This window comes from Streptomyces sp. Ru73, from assembly GCF_002920575.1.
Taxonomy (GTDB): Bacteria; Actinomycetota; Actinomycetes; order Streptomycetales; family Streptomycetaceae; genus Streptomyces.
In genome coordinates this window covers 163,708-177,721 of record NZ_PQSQ01000001.1, presented here as the reverse complement: position 1 = coordinate 177,721, position 14,014 = coordinate 163,708, and the positions used below count along the sequence as shown (strand labels likewise).

Below are 14,014 nucleotides of genomic sequence, written 5' to 3'. Positions count from 1 at the left end.
CGAGTCCGGCCCGTAGAGGCCGGGGTCCGCCTTCGGGGCACGGCCGCCGCCCGCCTCTGGGGCACGGCCTTCGCTCGCCCTGGAGGCACGGCCCCCGCCGCCCTTCGTGGCCCGCCGTCCGGCCCGTCCGAAGTCCTCGTCCGCCACCGCGGCACCCCCTTCGCCCGTACGGATTCATCTGCGCACGCGGGGCATCCCCAGGCCGATCCAGGAGATGATCTCCCGCTGGATCTCATTGTTCCCGCCGCCGAAGGTGAAGATGACGGCGGACCGGTAGCCGCGTTCCAGCTCGCCGTGGAGCACCGCGCCCGCCGAGCCCTCCTTCAGCGGTCCGGCGGCGCCGACCACCTCCAGCAGCCAGGCGTAGGCGTCCCGGCGGGCCTCGGAGCCGTACACCTTGACGGCCGAGGCGTCCTGGGGGGTGAGGGTGTCGCGCTGGAGGGCGTCGACCATGCGCCAGTTCAGCAGCCGCAGCGCCTCCAGCCTCGTGTGGGTACGCGCGAGCCGGGTGCGCACCCAGCCCAGGTCGACGACGCGCCGGCCGTCGGCGAGCTTGGTCTCCATGGCCCAGCGCTGGACGTCGTGCAGGGCGCGGATCGCCATGGTGCCGTGTGCGGCCAGGGTGACGCGCTCGTGGTTGAGCTGGTTGGTGATGATCCGCCAGCCCGCGTTCTCCGCGCCGACCCGGTTGCGCACCGGGACGCGTACGTTCTCGTAGTAGCTGGCGGTGGTGTCGTGGGAGGCCAGGGTGTTGATGAGGGTGCAGGAGTAGCCGGGGTCGCTGGTGGGGACGAGGAGCATGCTGATGCCCTTGTGGGGCGGCGCCTCGGGGTCGGTGCGCACCGCGAGCCACACCCAGTCGGCGGTGTCGCCGTTGGTGGTCCAGATCTTCTGCCCGTTGACGACGTAGTCGTCGCCTTCTCGTACGGCGCGCGTCCGCAGGGCCGCGAGGTCGGTGCCGGCGTCCGGTTCGCTGTAGCCGATGGCGAAGTCCAGCTCGCCGGAGAGGATCTTCGGCAGGAAGTACGCCTTCTGCTCGCCGGTGCCGTACTTCATGATCGTGGGGCCGACGGTGTTCAGCGCCATCAGGGGCAGCGGCACGCCCGCCTGTGCCGCCTCGTCGAAGAAGACGAACTGTTCGACGGGCGTGAGGCCGCGGCCCCCGTACTCCCGCGGCCAGCCGACGCCGAGCCAGCCGTCGCGGCCCAGCCGGCGGATCGTGTCCCGGTAGAAGCGTTTCTGTTCGGCGGGTGCCGCGTACCGGGCGTACGCGTGGTCCGGCACCAGCTCGGCGAAGTAGGTCCTCAGCTCGGCGCGCAGCCGCTGCTGTTCGGGCGTGTATGCGAGGTGCACGGCCCCTCCCTGTCCCGGTCCCGCGGTCCGTAGGGTCGCCCGCACGGTAGAACGTGTTCCAGTAATACGGAAGGGGCAGCGCGGCGTTCTTCCGCGCGCAGGCCGCCGGGTCTTCTGAGAAGGTCGAGCCATGTCGCGTACCGTGCGGGCGGTCGCCGGCCGCTGGACCACCGCCCTCCCCGTCCTCGCCGTCGTCCTGCTCGCGCTCACCTGGGGCCGTTCGCTGCCCGGCCCGGTCGTGGCCCTCGTGGCCTGCTTCCTGGCCGGCGCCGTGCTGGCGGCGGTGCACCACGCCGAGGTGGTGGCCCACCGGGTGGGCGAGCCGTTCGGGTCCCTCGTACTGGCGGTGGCGGTGACCATCATCGAGGTGGCGCTGATCGTCACTCTGATGACCGACGGCGGGGACAAGGCCGCCTCGCTCGCCCGGGACACCGTCTTCGCGGCCGTGATGATCACCTGTAACGGCATCGTCGGGCTGTCCCTGCTGATCGCCGCGGTGCGGCGGCGGGTCGCCGTGTTCAACGCCGAGGGCACCTCGGCGGCGTTCGGGACGGTGGCCACGCTGGCCGGGCTGAGCCTCGTCCTGCCCACGTTCACCACGAGCAAGCCGGGTCCGGAGTTCGCCCCGGCCCAGCTGGGCTTCGCGGCGCTCGCCGCCATCGTGCTCTACGGGCTCTTCGTGACCACCCAGACCGTGCGGCACCGCGACTACTTCCTGCCGGTCACCTCGTCCGGCGAGGTGGTGGACGAGGACGACCACGCCGACCCGCCCACCCGCCGGGTGGCCCTGACCAGCCTGGGACTCCTGGCCCTGGCCCTGGTCGGCGTGGTGGGGCTCGCCAAGGGCGTCTCGCCCACCATCGAGGCCGGCGTCGCCGCGGTCGGGCTGCCGGCCGCGGTGGTCGGCATCGTGATCGCGCTGCTGGTGCTGCTGCCGGAGACCATCGCGGCGGTACGGGCGGCCACCCGCGACCGGGTGCAGACCAGCCTCAACCTCGGCCTCGGCTCCGCGATGGCGAGCATCGGCCTCACCATCCCCGCGGTGGCCGCGGCCTCCATCTGGCTGGACGGCCCGCTCATCCTCGGCCTCGGTCCGACCCACATGGTGCTGCTCGCCCTCACGATGATCGTCGGCACCCTGACGGTCATCCCCGGCCGCGCCACGCTCCTCCAGGGCGCCCTCCACCTGGCCCTGCTCGCGGCGTACCTGGAACTGGCCGTGACCCCCTGAGTCAGCTGCGGGCGCGCTGGGTGGCCACGATGCAACCGAGGACGATCAGGGCCGCGACGGGGGCGAGCGCGGAGGGCCGCTCCCCGAGCAGCAGGACCGCCCACGCGAGGGTCAGCAGGGGCTGCGCGAGCTGGATCTGACTGGCCCTGGGCACGCCGATGGCGGCCATGCCGCGGTACCACATGACGAAGCCGCCGAACTGGGACATGGCCGCGATGTACGCCATGCCGAGGACCGCCCGGCTCGTCAGGTGCACCGGCTCGACCGGCAGGGACACGGCGGTGACCAGCGCGGACACCGGCAGCGCCGCGACGACGCCCCAGCCGATGACCTGCCAGCCGGGCATGTGGGAGGCGAGCCGGCCGCCCTGCGCGTACCCGGCGGCGCACACCAGCACGGCACCGAAGAGGTAGGCGTCGCCGAGCGTCGGCAGGCCGTGGCTCTGCAGGAGCGTGAAGGCGGCCACGGTGAGCGCGCCGAGGCCGGCGGCCGTCCAGAACGCGGCCGAGGGGCGCCGGCCGGTCAGGACGGCGGAGACGGCGGCGGTGGCCAGCGGCAGCAGGCCGATGACCACGGCCGAGTGGGCCGTGGTGGACGTCTGCAGGGCGAGCGTGGACAGCAGCGGGAAGCCGATGGCGCAGCCGGCGGCCACCGTCAGCAGGCCCGGCCAGTGCTGCCGGGCGGGCACCGGCACGCGGGCCCCGAAGAGGCAGGCCGCGGCGATCAGGCCGGCCAGCAGGCCGCGTACGCCGGTCGCCGTCCACGGGCCGAAGCCGTCCAGGGCCCATGCGGTGGCGGGCAGGCTGAAGGAGAAGGAGGCCACGCCGAGCGCGGCGAGGAGAGTACCGCTGCGGACCGTTATCGCCAGGGGCTGAGTAGCGCTATTCTGTGTTGTCATGAAACACAGTAGCAGTGTGGCTCAACTCGCCGCGAACCTGCGAAAGGAGCTGGACCGCTACTCGGACGGAGAGAAGCTGCCGTCCAGCAGGGCACTGGTCACCCGGTACCAGGTGAGTCCCGTGACGGTCTCCCGGGCGATCGCAGCGCTGGCCGCCGAAGGGCTCGTCACCTCCCGCCCGGGCGCCGGCGTCTTCAAGGCCGCCGCACGCGCCACCACGGGCGTCCTCGGCGACGTGTCGTGGCAGGAGGTGGCCCTCAGCGCCGATCCGCCGCACACCGCCGTCACCGGCGCCCGCGGCACGGACGCGGCCGCCGTCCTGGCCACCCTCACCACCTCGCCGCCCGAGGTCATCGACCTCAACGGCGGCTATCTGCACCCCACGCTGCAGCCCGAACGCGCCCTCGCCGCCGCGCTCGCCCGGGCGGGCCGCAGGCCCGGCACCTGGTCCCGTCCCCCGGTGGAGGGCCTGGCCGAGCTGCGGGAGTGGTTCGCGCGCGACATCGGCGGCCCGGCCGGGCCGCTCGACGCCTCCGACGTCCTCATCACCGGCGGCGGCCAGGGCGCGCTCACCACCGCCCTGCGGGCCCTGGCCGCGCCCGGCTCCCCGGTCCTCGTCGAGTCGCCCACGTACCCCGGCATGCTCGCCGTCGCGCGCGCCGCCGGGCTGCGCCCCGTGCCGGTACCGGTCGACGCCGACGGCGTGCGCACCGACCTGCTCGCCGAGGCGTTCGCGGCCACCCGGGCCCGGGTGTTCGTCTGCCAGCCGCTCTTCCACAACCCCACCGGCACGGTGCTGTCCCCGGAGCGGCGCGCCGAGGTGGTCCGCATCGCCCGGGCGGCGGGCGCCTTCGTCGTGGAGGACGACTTCGCGCGCCGGCTGGCGCACGCCGGCTCCCCGCCGCTGCCGGCCCCGCTGGCCGCCGACGATCCGGACGGGGTCGTCGTCCACGTGCGGTCACTGACCAAGGCCGCCTCCCCCAGCATGCGGCTCGGGGCCCTGACGGCCCGCGGCCCGGCGCTGGAGCGGCTGCGCGCCGTCCAGGTCGTCGACAGCTTCTTCGTCCCCCGGCCCCTGCAGGAGACCGCCCTCGAACTGGTCGGCTCGCCCGCCTGGACCCGCCATCTGCGGATGCTCGCCGAGGCGCTGCGCGACCGCCGGAACGCCCTCCTCGCCGCGCTGCGCGGCGTCCTGCCGGGGCTCGTGCCGGACCGGCCGCCGCTCGGCGGGTACCACCTGTGGCTGCGGCTGCCCGACGGCACCGACGAGCGCGCCGTCGTCGCGGCCGCCCTGCGCCGCGGCGTCGCGGTCACCGCCGGAGGCCCGTACTTCACCGCCGAGGCGCCCGCGCCCCACCTGCGGCTGAGCTACGTCGGCGCACCGGGCACGACGCAACTGGAGGAGGGCGTCCAGCGGCTCCACGGGGCGCTCGCCGAAAACAACGCGCTCGCCGAAAACGCGGCCCTTGCCAGGCACGCCGCGCTCCCGGCGGACCGTGCCCCCGGGGAGCCGGGCGCGCGGCACGGCAGCTGACCCGTTTCCGGGCGGCGGCCCCTCCCGCGGGCGGCCCCGGCGCGCGTCACCGTTCCGGCGGCTCGCCCTTCACGTCGGATCCGTCCTGCAGGGGACGGTCCCGTACGGGCGCGGCCTCCTGCGCGCCCGTACGGTGCGAACGGCGGCGCAGGTGCAGATGGGGGCCGTGCGGCTGGTGCGGTGTGTGCCCGGCGCGTTCGGCGCGGGACACCGCCGCCGTCTCCGCCGCCAGGGCCCGGTCGGCCAGCCCGACCGGCACCGCGTGCACCCGCCGGCTCTCGCAGTGCGGGCAGACGGGCGAGGTGAGCGGGGAGGGCACCGTGCGCCCGTCGAGGCGGTACGTCTGCGAGCGGCGGCCGTCGGGGCCGGTGACGAGCACGATGTCGTAGCTCTGCTTCCAGGCGTGGCCGCATCCGGTGCAGCTGAACGCGTACGTCTGCCGCAGGTCGGGTTCGCTCATGGCTCGCTCCCTCGTGACCGGCGCGCCGCGTCCGGCGTGCCGCTCCCGCAGCCATCATCACGCGCCCGGAAGGGGCCCGCAACGCCCCCGCCCTGCGGCCCCGCGGGGGCCGTGCGCGGCCCCCGCGGCGGACGCGCCGGCCCGTCCGGCTCAGCACATCTTGTAGTCGTACCGGGTGGAGTTGTACGAGCAGGTGTCCTGGGTCCGGCCGGTGGACGTGCGCAGCGTCGCGGTGTCCTTGTCGTTGTTCCAGACGTAGGCGGCACGGCCCTGGTAGCGGGTGGCCTGGGTGTTGGTGCCCTTGCCGGTCCGCACGGTCACGGTCTTGCCGGAGCCGAGGGTGTAGGTGCCGAAGGTGTACTTGTGCCGCGAGGCGTCCGTCAGGGTCCAGCCCTTCAGGCTGACGCTGCGGCCGGTGGTGTTGCGGATCTGGACGTACTCGGCGTTCAGGCTGGAGTTGGAGCGGGTGTCCTTGCCCGGGCTGTCGTAGTAGATCTTGTACAGGTGCACCGAGCCGGCCGCCTCGGCCTGGGCGGGCAGTGCAAGGACCCCGGCACACGCGGCGGCGGTCGCCGCGGCGGCGAGCGTACGTATACGAAGCAACGCGCATCCTCAGATGTCGGGCCGAGTCCCGACGGACTCAGCAGGGCACCAGAATACCGAACTACTCGAACATTAAACGTAATTCCTGTGAAAAAAGTGAAGATCGTGTGACCTGGCGCCATGGCGCGTACCTTCTTCTCGACCGAAGGAGACGAGGACACACGATGCGTTATGCCGACGGCCCCACGGCCGAGTGCGAGATACGGATCGCGGCAGCCCCGCCGCGCGTCTGGGAGCTGATCAGCGACATCGGCCTGCCGGCCCGCACGAGCCCCGAACTGCAGCGGGTGGAGTGGCTCGACGGCGCCACCGCGCCCGTGGTGGGCGCGCGCTTCGCCGGGCACAACCACCACCCGAAGATCGGCGAGTGGCGGACCGTCTCGGAGCTCGTCGCGGTCGACCCGGGACGGGAATTCGGCTGGGCGGTACTGGACACCGCCGGCCGGTTCGGCACGCCCGCGACCGGGCCCGAGCAGTCCCTGGCCACCTGGCGCTTCGTCCTGGACGCCGCGCCCGGGGGCGTGCTGCTGCGGCACTCCGTACGCATCGGCCCCGGCGCCTCCGGGCTCAGCACGGTCATCGCCCGGATGCCCGACCGGGAGGAGCAGCTGATCGAGGCACGCCTCGCGGAGCTGCGCAAGGGGATGACCGCGGTACTGGAGGGCGTCAAGGCGCTCGCGGAGGCGTGAGCGGCATCCGTGCCCTATCCAGGTATTTGCACCGGTTTGCACCGGAGGCCACCGGGTACTCGTTGATCGTTCCGGCATCCGTGCCGGAACGTGCACGGACCGGCGAGACCGGGAGGCGGAGATGCACGACGCAGATCCCATGAACGAACCGACGCCCTCGCAGGCCGAGGGCGAACGCCAGGGGCCGCAGGACAACCGCGGCCGGCAGGACGACTCCGGACGCGGCCGCGACGTCCCCCACACCACGCCGTCGCAGGCGGAGGGCGAGGACGAGGACCGCGAAGCGGGGCGGCACCGCGACCGGTGATCCGGCCCGGAGAGCCGGCGCGGCACCGCACCGGCCTCCCCGGTGCTCCGGACTAACGCAGCCCGGACGCCTTGAAGACCAGACGCGCGGTCTCTTTGTCGACATGACGCGTCAGCTGCCGCAGCGTGGTGGCGCCGCAGAGCAGCAGCCCCCGCTCGGCCGAGCTCCGGGCACCCTCCTCGACCAGCCGCCACAGCGCGGGGTCCCCCGTGAGCACCGCCGGATCGATCTCGACCCGGCCTCCGTACCAGTCACGCAGCACCAGTCGCTGCGCGACACCCGCCGGCCGGCCGACAGAGACCAGCAGGTCGGTACGGACCCGCTGCTCCCGCAGCAGGCCACGGACGGCCAGCCGGCCGGGAGCCGCCGTGACCCGGGCCGGCAGCAGCACCGTGAACAGCAGCGCCGCGAGCACCGCCCACAGCGCCGCACGCGCCGGGGTGAGCCGCCCCGATACGCCGTCGAGCAGCAGCAGGAGCCCCAGCAGGGCGGCGGCGTACAGGCAGGCATCCCGGAGCCCGGCGGCCCACCGGCAGTCGCGGACGAGGACGCCGGACGGCTGCCGGCACTCGTCGTGGCGGCCCTCCATGCCTTCGACGGTAGGGACACAGCGGGCCGGCGGACCCCGCCTTGACGCCGTACTGACGCGCCGCAGGACCGGCCTTGACGGCGTACTGACGCTCCGCCACCGAGGTGGTGATATTCCGACTCCCGTGCTGACGCCCCGGTCACGGGGCCGCCGGCGCGCGGCACGCAGGACACGCCCCGCGTCAACGTCCCGTCAGGAGCGCCCCCTTCCCCATCAGCGTCCCGTCATGGACGACCGGGCCGCCCGTTGCCCCGGGCATACCGTCGGCAGCGGTCCCGGCTCGCCCTCACCGCGCCGGGGCCGCTGCCTTCCACCCGTACCACCTGGGAGAACACCATGGCGGACACCGTGTTCAGCGAAGACCCCGAACCCCTCGAACAGCCCCCGGCCGGACCGCCGTTGTACGTGCCGGTCCGGCCGGGACCCCTGGGCTGTGCGACCCGCCTGTGCCGTACGCCCCTCGGCTGCCGGACGGCCGTCGGCTTCACGACGGCGGACCGGCTCGTGGCCGCGCTCGGCCCCGGAGTGGACTGGATCCGGCTGGCCGAACCGGCGCTGCGCGCCCTCGTCGCCCCGCTGGGCGTCACCCGCGTCACCGTCGACCCCCGCTTCGCGGCCCCGAACCCGCACGCCGCGCGGCCCCGCCCCGCCCCCGTACCGGACCGCTTCCCCGCCGCCGCGACGCCGTTCCTCCTCCGGGGGCGCGCCGCATGACCACCGTGGACCTGACGCCCGCGGCGGCCGCCGCCGTGGACCCGGCCGGGCTGTCCGTCTGGCCCGCCTCCACCCTCCCGCTGCCCACCGGCGACCTCGCGGTGGGCGGCGTACCGCTCGCCGAGGCCGCCGAGCGCTTCGGCACACCGCTCTACCTGCTGGACGAGACCGAGGTGCGGACCCGCTGCCGTACGTACGCGCACGCCTTCCCCGACGCCGACGTCCGGTACGCCGCCAAGGCGTTCCTGTGCCGGACCATGGCGCGCTGGGTGACCGAGGAAGGGCTCGGGCTGGACGTGTGCTCGGCGGGCGAGCTGGAGCTCGCCGTCGCGGCCGGCGTGCCGCCCGAGCGCATCGTGCTGCACGGCAACGCCAAGAGCCCGCAGGACCTGGAGACGGCGCTGCGGCTCGGCGTGGGCCGCATCGTCATCGACAGCCCGGCGGAGATCGCCCGCCTCGCGGCGGCGGCCGGCGCCGGCCGGGTCCGCCCGAAGGTGATGGTCCGGGTGGTGCCCGGCATCGCCGCCGGGGCGCACGAGAAGATCCGTACCGGTACCGGCGACCAGAAGTTCGGGCTGTCGGTCGCGGACGGCAGCGCACAGCACGCCGTCGCCCGGGTGCTCGCCCAGCCCGACCTGGAACTGGCCGGGCTGCACTGCCACTTGGGCTCGCAGATCACCAGCGCCAAGCCCTACCTCGCGGCGGTGCGCCGGATGGTGGGGCTGATGGCCCGCATCCGGGACGCACACGGCACGGTGCCGCCCGAGCTGGATCTCGGCGGCGGGCACGGCATCGCCTACCGGCCGGGCGAACCCGCGTTGGACGTCCCCGCGCTCGCCAGGAAGGTGCGTACCGAGCTGATCGAGAGCTGTGCGGCGGCCGGGCTCACCGTGCCCCGGCTCGTCATCGAACCGGGCCGGGCCATCGCGGGGCCCGCGGGCGTCGCCCTCTACCGGGTGCTCGCCGTCAAGCGCACGGAGGCGCACACGTTCGTCGCCGTGGACGGCGGGATGAGCGACAATCCGCGGCCCGCGCTCTACGGGGTGCGGTACGCGCCGCGCCTCGTGGGACGGCGCTCGGACGCCGCGCCGGCCCCGGTGACCGTGGTCGGCCGGCACTGCGAGGCGGGCGACGTCCTCGCGGCCGGCGTGCCGCTGCCCGGTGACGTACGGCCCGGCGACCTGCTGGCCGTACCGGCGGCGGGTGCGTACCACCTGTCCATGGCCTCCGCCTACAACCTCGTGGGCCGCCCGCCGGTGGCCGCCGTGGCGGACGGTGCTGCACGGCTCCTGGTACGCCGCGAGACCCTGGACGACCTCAGCAGCCGCGACGTCGGCCGCTGACCCGCACGCCCTCAGGGGCGCGCTTTACCCGCCCCCTGAGGGCAGCCGTCGCGCCTCCCCCTGAGGGCAGCCGTCACGGCGTCCCCGAAGGCCCGCACCACCTCCCCGGTGCGGGCCTTCGGCGATTCTTCTTCGCAGCTCAGCGCGGGTTCCGGCGTGCGCTGCCGCCCGTCGGCGTATGGGAGGCGTCAAGGGCGCACGCGCGGCCGTAAGGGAGCCGTCAACGGCGGCCGCCGTGGCCGGAAAAGGCGGTTTGCTCTCACCGTCCGTTCAGTTCCACCTCTCATCCAGGAGCTCTCGATGGCCGACGTGGCCTTCGTCGTCACCACGCTCGCGGTCTTCGCGCTGGTGGCCCTTGTCGCCAAGGGGGTCGCCAAGCTGTGACCACCGAAAACATCGTCGGCCTGATCGTGGCCGCGGCCCTCCTGGGCTATCTCGTCCTCGCCCTGATCTACCCGGAGAGGTTCTGAGAACGACATGAGCCCCGTCCTTGCCGGTGTGCTGCAGCTGCTGGCGCTCATAGCGGCGCTCGCCCTGGCATACCGTCCCCTCGGCGATCACATGGCCCGCGTCTACTCCTCGCCCCGCCATCTGCGCGTGGAGAAGTGGCTCTACAAGGCCATCGGCGCGCACCCCGACACCGAGATGCGCTGGCCCGCCTACCTGCGCGGCGTGCTCGCCTTCTCGGCCGCCGGCGTCCTCTTCCTCTACCTGCTCCAGCGGCTCCAGGGCGTACTGCCCGGCTCGCTCGGCTTCGCCTCGATCTCACCGGACCAGGCGTTCAACACCGCCGCCTCCTTCGTGGCCAACACCAACTGGCAGTCCTACGCGGGCGAACAGGCCATGGGCCACGTCGTGCAGACCGGCGGCCTGGCGGTGCAGAACTTCGTCTCGGCCGCGGTCGGCATGGCCGTCGCCGTCGCCCTCGTCCGCGGTTTCGCGCGGTCACGCACCGGCGAACTGGGCAACTTCTGGACCGACCTGGTCCGCGGCACCCTCCGCGTCCTGCTGCCGATCTCCGTCGCCGGCGCGCTGGTCCTGGTCGCCTGCGGTGCGATCCAGAACTTCGCCGGCATCCACGAGGTCGGCCAGTTCCTGGGCGCCCCGCAGCAGTGGCAGGGCGGCGCCTACGCCTCCCAGGAGGTCATCAAGGAGCTGGGCACCAACGGCGGCGGCCTGGCCAACGCAAACAGCGCCCACCCCTTCGAGAACCCCGACGGCTTCACCAACCTCTTCGAGGTCTTCCTCATCCTGCTGATCCCCGTGGCCCTCACCCGGACCTTCGGCCGCATGGTGGGCTCCCTCCGGCAGGGCTACGCGCTCCTGGCCACCATGGCCGCCATCTGGCTGGGCTTCACGGCGCTGATGATGTGGACCGAGTTCCACCACGGCGGCCCCGCCCTGCAGGCCGCGGGCGGCGCGATGGAGGGCAAGGAGACCCGCTTCGGCATCGGCGGCTCCTCGATCTTCGCGGTGGCCACGACGCTGACCTCGACGGGCGCCGTGGACGCCTTCCACTCCTCGCTCACCGGCTTCGGCGGCGGCATCACCCTGCTGGGCATGCAGCTGGGCGAGATCGCGCCCGGCGGTGTCGGCTCCGGCCTCTACGGCATCCTCGTCATGGCCGTCATCGCCGTCTTCCTCGCCGGCCTGATGGTCGGCCGCACCCCGGAGTACCTGGGCAAGAAGATCGGCTCCCGCGAGATCAAGCTGGCCGCCTGCTACATCCTCATCACCCCGGCCCTGGTCCTGTGCTTCACCGCCGCGGCCATGGCCCTGCCGACCCCGCCGCACTCGATCCTCAACCCCGGCGCGCACGGCTTCTCGGAGGTGCTGTACGCCTACACCTCCGGCGCCAACAACAACGGATCGGCCTTCGCCGGGCTCAGCGCCGACACCCCCTGGTACAACACCACCCTCGGACTCGCCATGCTGCTCGGCCGGTTCCTGCCCATGGTGTTCGTCCTGGCGCTGGCCGGCTCGCTCGCCGGGCAGCGGCCCGTCCCCGAGACCGCGGGCACCCTGCGTACGGAGAAGCCGCTGTTCAGCGGCCTCCTGGTCGGCACCCTGCTGATCGTCACCGGGCTGACCTACTTCCCCGCGCTGGCCCTGGGCCCCCTCGCCGAAGGGCTCGCGGCATGACCACCACCGACACACCGCAGCTGAGGACCGAAGAGCAGGACGACATGACCACAGCAACCCCGCCCCGGGCGCCCCACCAGGACCTGCCGACGGGCCACGAACCCGGCGACGGCCGGGTCGGCACCGGGCTGTTCGACCCGAGCCAGCTGCTGACCTCGCTTCCCGACGCGGTACGGAAGCTGCACCCGCGCGTGATGATCAAGTCGCCGGTGATGTTCGTCGTACTGATCGGCTCGGTCCTCACCACGGCGCTCGCGCTCGCCCGCCCCGGCGACTGGTTCGGCTGGACGATCACCGCCTGGCTGTGGCTGACCGTCCTCTTCGCCAACCTCGCCGAGGCCGTGGCCGAGGGCCGCGGCAAGGCCCAGGCCGACACCCTGCGCAAGGCCAAGACCGACACCGTCGCGCGCCGCCTCACCGGCGGCACCGAGGAGCGCGTGCCCGGCACCGAACTCCGCGTCGGCGACCGGGTGGTGTGCGAGGCGGGCGACATCATCCCCGGCGACGGCGATGTCGTCGAAGGGGTCGCGTCCGTCGACGAGTCCGCCATCACCGGCGAATCGGCCCCGGTCATCCGGGAGTCGGGCGGTGACCGGTCGGCGGTCACCGGCGGTACGAAGGTCCTCTCCGACCGCATCGTCGTCACGATCACGACGAAGCCGGGCGAGACGTTCATCGACCGGATGATCAACCTGGTCGAGGGCGCGGCCCGGCAGAAGACGCCCAACGAGATCGCGCTGAACATCCTGCTCGCCTCGCTGACCATCGTCTTCCTGCTCGCCGTGGTCACGCTGAAGCCCTTCGCCGCCCACGCCGGCGCCGACGGGCAGACCTCGCTCATCGTGCTGACCGCACTGCTGGTCTGCCTGATCCCGACCACGATCGGCGCGCTGCTCTCCGCCATCGGCATCGCCGGCATGGACCGCCTGGTGCAGCGCAACGTCCTGGCGATGTCCGGCCGCGCGGTCGAGGCGGCGGGCGACGTCTCCACCCTGCTGCTGGACAAGACCGGCACCATCACCCTCGGGAACCGGCAGGCCGCCGAGTTCGTGCCCGTACGCGGCAGCACCGCCGCCGAGGTCGCCGACGCGGCCCAGCTCTCCTCGCTCGCCGACGAGACTCCCGAAGGCCGCTCCGTCGTGGTCCTGGCCAAGGAGGAGTACGGCCTGCGCGAGCGCGCCCGGGGCGAACTGGGCCACGCCGAGTGGATCGCCTTCACCGCGCAGACCCGCATGTCGGGCGTGGACGTGGACGGCCGCAGCATCCGCAAGGGCGCCTCGGGCTCGGTACTCGCCTGGGTACGGGAGCGCGGCGGCACCGTGGCCGAGGACGCCGACGACCTGGTCCGAGGCATCTCCGAGGCGGGCGGCACGCCGCTGCTGGTGGCCGTCGAGGACGCCCGCGGCGCCCGCGTCCTGGGCGTCATCCACCTCAAGGACGTGGTCAAGGAGGGCATGCGCGAGCGGTTCACCGAGCTGCGCCGGATGGGCATCAAGACCGTCATGATCACGGGCGACAACCCGCTCACCGCCAAGGCCATCGCGGACGAGGCAGGCGTGGACGACTTCCTCGCCGAGGCCACCCCCGAGGACAAGATGGCCCTGATCAAGCGTGAGCAGGCGGGCGGCAAGCTGGTCGCGATGACCGGCGACGGCACCAACGACGCGCCCGCCCTCGCCCAGGCCGACGTCGGCGTGGCCATGAACACCGGCACCTCCGCCGCCAAGGAGGCCGGGAACATGGTCGACCTGGACTCCAACCCGACCAAGCTCATCGAGATCGTCGAAATCGGCAAGCAACTGCTCATCACTCGGGGCGCGTTGACGACGTTCTCCATCGCCAACGACGTCGCCAAGTACTTCGCGATCATTCCGGCGCTGTTCGCCGCGGTCTATCCCGGCCTGGACAAGCTCAACATCATGCGGCTGTCCTCCCCCGACTCCGCGATCCTCTCCGCCGTCGTCTTCAACGCGCTGATCATCGTGGCGCTCGTCCCGCTGGCCCTGAAGGGCGTGCGGTACCGGCCCACCAGCGCCGACAAGATGCTCCGCCGCAACCTCGGCATCTACGGGCTCGGCGGCCTGATCGCCCCCTTCCTCGGCATCAAACTCATCGACCTGCTCCTCTCCCTCCTTCCAGGCATCGGGTGAC

Annotated in this window: 14 protein-coding genes; 9 read left to right on the top strand and 5 right to left on the bottom strand. The window is 73.3% G+C overall.

The window, feature by feature from the left end; all coding sequences use genetic code 11:
• Positions 1 to 174: 174 nt before the first annotated feature.
• Complete coding sequence (locus tag C3486_RS00820) at positions 175 to 1,353, bottom strand: acyl-CoA dehydrogenase family protein (protein WP_103830530.1); 1,179 nt, start codon at positions 1,351 to 1,353, stop codon at positions 175 to 177.
• A gap of 130 nt (positions 1,354 to 1,483) precedes the next feature.
• Here C3486_RS00820 and C3486_RS00815 point away from each other — a divergent pair, with 130 nt between their 5' ends.
• Positions 1,484 to 2,584, top strand: a complete 1,101-nt coding sequence (locus tag C3486_RS00815; protein WP_103830529.1) for a calcium:proton antiporter — start codon at positions 1,484 to 1,486, stop codon at positions 2,582 to 2,584.
• 1 nt (position 2,585) lies between these two features.
• Here the strand turns inward: C3486_RS00815 and C3486_RS00810 are convergent, their stop codons facing one another.
• Positions 2,586 to 3,407, bottom strand: a complete 822-nt coding sequence (locus C3486_RS00810; protein ID WP_308461207.1) for a DMT family transporter — start codon at positions 3,405 to 3,407, stop codon at positions 2,586 to 2,588.
• 73 nt (positions 3,408 to 3,480) lie between these two features.
• Here C3486_RS00810 and C3486_RS00805 point away from each other — a divergent pair, with 73 nt between their 5' ends.
• Entirely contained in the window at positions 3,481 to 5,016 is a 1,536-nt protein-coding gene (locus tag C3486_RS00805) for a PLP-dependent aminotransferase family protein (RefSeq protein WP_103830527.1), read from the top strand.
• 46 nt (positions 5,017 to 5,062) lie between these two features.
• Here the strand turns inward: C3486_RS00805 and C3486_RS00800 are convergent, their stop codons facing one another.
• Together C3486_RS00800 and C3486_RS00795 are read right to left on the bottom strand one after the other, a co-directional pair.
• Positions 5,063 to 5,476 (bottom strand): hypothetical protein, encoded by a 414-nt coding sequence (locus C3486_RS00800; protein ID WP_103830526.1) that lies wholly within the window; start codon positions 5,474 to 5,476, stop codon positions 5,063 to 5,065.
• 150 nt (positions 5,477 to 5,626) lie between these two features.
• Positions 5,627 to 6,079: a lamin tail domain-containing protein gene (locus C3486_RS00795; RefSeq protein ID WP_103830525.1), complete on the bottom strand. Its 453-nt coding sequence runs from the start codon at positions 6,077 to 6,079 to the stop codon at positions 5,627 to 5,629.
• A 164-nt stretch (positions 6,080 to 6,243) separates the two neighbouring features.
• Here C3486_RS00795 and C3486_RS00790 point away from each other — a divergent pair, with 164 nt between their 5' ends.
• Positions 6,244 to 6,768 (top strand): SRPBCC family protein, encoded by a 525-nt coding sequence (locus C3486_RS00790; protein ID WP_103830524.1) that lies wholly within the window; start codon positions 6,244 to 6,246, stop codon positions 6,766 to 6,768.
• A gap of 139 nt (positions 6,769 to 6,907) precedes the next feature.
• Positions 6,908 to 7,075, top strand: coding sequence for a hypothetical protein (locus C3486_RS37095; RefSeq protein ID WP_181138392.1), 168 nt, complete (start codon positions 6,908 to 6,910; stop codon positions 7,073 to 7,075).
• Positions 7,076 to 7,127: 52 nt separating this feature from the next.
• Here the strand turns inward: C3486_RS37095 and C3486_RS00780 are convergent, their stop codons facing one another.
• A complete protein-coding gene (locus C3486_RS00780; protein ID WP_258052509.1) occupies positions 7,128 to 7,664 on the bottom strand; it encodes a hypothetical protein in 537 nt (178 codons plus the stop codon).
• 336 nt (positions 7,665 to 8,000) lie between these two features.
• On the opposite strand from C3486_RS00780, the gene C3486_RS00775 reads away from it, so the two are divergent.
• The 5 genes from C3486_RS00775 (at position 8,001) to kdpB (ending at position 14,013) form a co-directional block, all read left to right on the top strand.
• Positions 8,001 to 8,378 carry an SAV_915 family protein gene (locus tag C3486_RS00775; protein ID WP_103830522.1) on the top strand — a complete coding sequence of 126 codons (378 nt, stop codon included), beginning with the start codon at positions 8,001 to 8,003 and terminating at the stop codon, positions 8,376 to 8,378.
• On the top strand, positions 8,375 to 9,721 hold the full coding sequence (gene lysA / locus C3486_RS00770; protein ID WP_103830521.1) for a diaminopimelate decarboxylase: 1,347 nt from the start codon (positions 8,375 to 8,377) through the stop codon (positions 9,719 to 9,721). The genes C3486_RS00775 and lysA overlap by 4 nt, the downstream gene beginning before the upstream one ends.
• Positions 9,722 to 10,101: 380 nt before the next feature.
• Positions 10,102 to 10,191, top strand: coding sequence for a K(+)-transporting ATPase subunit F (gene kdpF, locus C3486_RS00760; RefSeq protein WP_103830519.1), 90 nt, complete (start codon positions 10,102 to 10,104; stop codon positions 10,189 to 10,191).
• Between the two features lie 7 nt (positions 10,192 to 10,198).
• Entirely contained in the window at positions 10,199 to 11,863 is a 1,665-nt protein-coding gene (gene kdpA / locus C3486_RS00755; protein WP_103830518.1) for a potassium-transporting ATPase subunit KdpA, read from the top strand.
• Positions 11,860 to 14,013 (top strand): potassium-transporting ATPase subunit KdpB, encoded by a 2,154-nt coding sequence (gene kdpB / locus C3486_RS00750; protein ID WP_103830517.1) that lies wholly within the window; start codon positions 11,860 to 11,862, stop codon positions 14,011 to 14,013. Before kdpA ends, kdpB begins: the two co-directional genes overlap by 4 nt.
• Position 14,014: the final 1 nt, after the last annotated feature.

Bases quoted from the DNA above. Each gene is read 5' to 3' on its own strand.
- C3486_RS00815 (WP_103830529.1), top strand. From the start codon at position 1,484: ATGTCGCGTACCGTGCGGGCGGTCGCCGGCCGCTGGACCACCGCCCTC.
- C3486_RS00805 (WP_103830527.1), top strand. From the start codon at position 3,481: ATGAAACACAGTAGCAGTGTGGCTCAACTCGCCGCGAACCTGCGAAAG.
- C3486_RS00800 (WP_103830526.1), bottom strand. From the start codon at position 5,476: ATGAGCGAACCCGACCTGCGGCAGACGTACGCGTTCAGCTGCACCGGA.
- C3486_RS00790 (WP_103830524.1), top strand. From the start codon at position 6,244: ATGCGTTATGCCGACGGCCCCACGGCCGAGTGCGAGATACGGATCGCG.
- C3486_RS37095 (WP_181138392.1), top strand. From the start codon at position 6,908: ATGAACGAACCGACGCCCTCGCAGGCCGAGGGCGAACGCCAGGGGCCG.
- C3486_RS00780 (WP_258052509.1), bottom strand. From the start codon at position 7,664: ATGGAGGGCCGCCACGACGAGTGCCGGCAGCCGTCCGGCGTCCTCGTC.
- C3486_RS00775 (WP_103830522.1), top strand. From the start codon at position 8,001: ATGGCGGACACCGTGTTCAGCGAAGACCCCGAACCCCTCGAACAGCCC.
- lysA (WP_103830521.1), top strand. From the start codon at position 8,375: ATGACCACCGTGGACCTGACGCCCGCGGCGGCCGCCGCCGTGGACCCG.
- kdpA (WP_103830518.1), top strand. From the start codon at position 10,199: ATGAGCCCCGTCCTTGCCGGTGTGCTGCAGCTGCTGGCGCTCATAGCG.
- kdpB (WP_103830517.1), top strand. From the start codon at position 11,860: ATGACCACCACCGACACACCGCAGCTGAGGACCGAAGAGCAGGACGAC.